At 65.3% G+C, this 2,080-nt stretch carries 2 protein-coding genes; one reads left to right on the top strand and one right to left on the bottom strand.

Going from position 1 to position 2,080, the window contains the following annotated elements:
* A partial coding sequence (locus A5704_RS07185) for an alpha/beta fold hydrolase (RefSeq protein ID WP_067761034.1) occupies positions 1–774 on the bottom strand: 774 nt, incomplete at its 3' end.
* Between the two features lie 334 nt (positions 775–1,108).
* Between A5704_RS07185 and A5704_RS07180 the strand changes: the two genes are divergently transcribed.
* Positions 1,109–2,044: an SAM-dependent methyltransferase gene (locus tag A5704_RS07180; RefSeq protein WP_067888164.1), complete on the top strand. Its 936-nt coding sequence runs from the start codon at positions 1,109–1,111 to the stop codon at positions 2,042–2,044.
* Positions 2,045–2,080: the final 36 nt, after the last annotated feature.

Raw genomic sequence — 2,080 nt, 5'->3', positions numbered from 1 at the left:
GTGTGTGGTCAGCATGCCGTGCGGGTAGCCGGGATAGGCCTTCACGGCGCCGTTCTGAAGGAGGTCGACCGCCCGGGGCGCCGCGCTTGCGAACGGGACGATCTGATCGTCGTCGCCGTGCATGACCAGGACGGGAACGGTGATCGCCCGCAATTCGTCGGAGTAGTCCTGCAGCCAGGACACCACCGTCTCGTAGTGAGCCTGGGCACTGCCGGACATGCCCTGACGCCACCAGTTCGCGATGACCGCCTCGGACGGTTCCACACCCGGGCGGTTGAATCCGTAGAACGGCCCCTCTGGCACGGCGCGGAAGAACTCCGATCGATTTCCCAAGATGCCCGCACGCACCGCGTCGAACCACTCCTGGGGTTGCCCGCCCGGATTGTTCTCGGCCTGCGCCATGCTCGGGGTCGGGGAGGACACCAGCACCGCCTTGGCGACCCGCTCCTGGTGGCGCGCCACATAGCAGGCCACTTCAGCGCCGCCGGTGGAGTGCCCGATGTGGACGGCGTCGCGCAGTTCGAGTTGCTCGGTCAGCGCGGCCAGATCGGCCACCCAGTGCTCGATGTCGTTGCCGGTCCCGACCTGCTCGGACCGGCCATGCCCGCGCCGGTCGTGAGCGATCACCCGATAGCCCCGGTGCAGGAGGAACATCATCTGCGCATCCCAGTCGTCGGCCGTCAGCGGCCAGCCGTGACTGAAAACGATCGGCTGGCCGGAACCCCAGTCCTTGTAGAAGATCTCGACACCGTCCGAGGTGGTGATGGTGGGCACAGACGCTCCTCTCGCAGCCGTTCGCCGTTATCGAATGACAGTCAACCGCAAGCCAAACATTTTTGCCTGCCAGGTCTGCGACAGCTTGGACCGCTGCGAGTTTTCGGGTGTGCCCTCACGACTGCTTTATGTGGGAATTACGCACATCGATGTTGCTGCGAAATGGATTGGTGCGCATTGTGATAACAACTACGGCGGAGTCCTACTGGTAACCCGCTAAATTCGATTGCGCCATGGCCGCGCGCATGTGGTCGCGGTGGTCACGTCAGCGGCGTCGCTGAGGAGGGCCAGGAGACGGGTTGTACGGTATCCAGGCGGCTCTCGGAGGTTCACGATGACACCACCCAATGACGACACCTGGGGTCCGGCTACCGGAGTGGGAACCACGGCCACGATGGCGGCGGCCGCGAGAGCCGTCGCCACCAGGGATGGGATTATCGACGATCCTTTTGCCGAGCAGTTGGTGCGCGCGGTCGGTGTGAGCTTTCTGACCCGCTGGGCTACCGGCGAGCTCGTCGCCTCGGATATCGACGTCGCGGGCAGCTCATGGGGGCTGGCGCAGATGCCCGCATCGATTGCGGCCCGCACGCGGTACTTCGACGAGTTGTGTGCCGATGCCGCAGGAGCGGGCATCCGTCAAGCCGTGATCCTCGCCTCGGGCCTCGACGCCCGCGCCTACCGACTGGACTGGCCTAAAGGGATGACGGTGTTCGAGATGGATCAACCGGCCGTCATCGAGTTCAAATCCACCACACTGGCCAAGCTCGGTGCCGTACCAAAAGTTGACCTACGCACGGTCGCCATCGACCTGCGCGACGACTGGTCGACGGCACTGGTTACGACGGGTTTGGACGTCAAGAAGCCCACGGTATGGATTGCCGAAGGCCTATTCGGCTATCTGACACCAGCGGCCCAGGATCGGCTGCTCGAGATGGTCACCGCCCTGAGCGCGCCGGGCAGCCGACTCGGGAGTGAGGCTGTGCCGAATACCGCCGACATGGACCCCGACGCAGCGCGCCAACGGATGCGCGAGGCCACTGCCAAGTGGCGCGAGCACGGCTTCGAACTCGACTTCGACGTGGTCCAGTTCGAAGGTGAGCGCCACGACGTCGGGGCGTACCTGGATGCGCTCGGGTGGGCGTCGGTCGCAACGCCGATGGCCCAGCTGCTCGCCGGCTTCGGGTTGGGGGCGATCGCACGGGCCGCCGATGATCGACAAACGATGAACGGCGTCAACTACTACACGTCGACGCTGGGCGTCGGCCGCTAGAGGCATTTCGGGGGAGCGGCACTCGCCGGGCGCTCA

Origin of the sequence: Mycobacterium sp. E735, assembly GCF_001666955.1 — a bacterium.
Lineage (GTDB): Bacteria > Actinomycetota > Actinomycetes > Mycobacteriales > Mycobacteriaceae > Mycobacterium.
The sequence above is the reverse complement of the archived record's forward strand: the minus strand, read 5'-3'. Positions and strand labels throughout refer to the sequence as shown.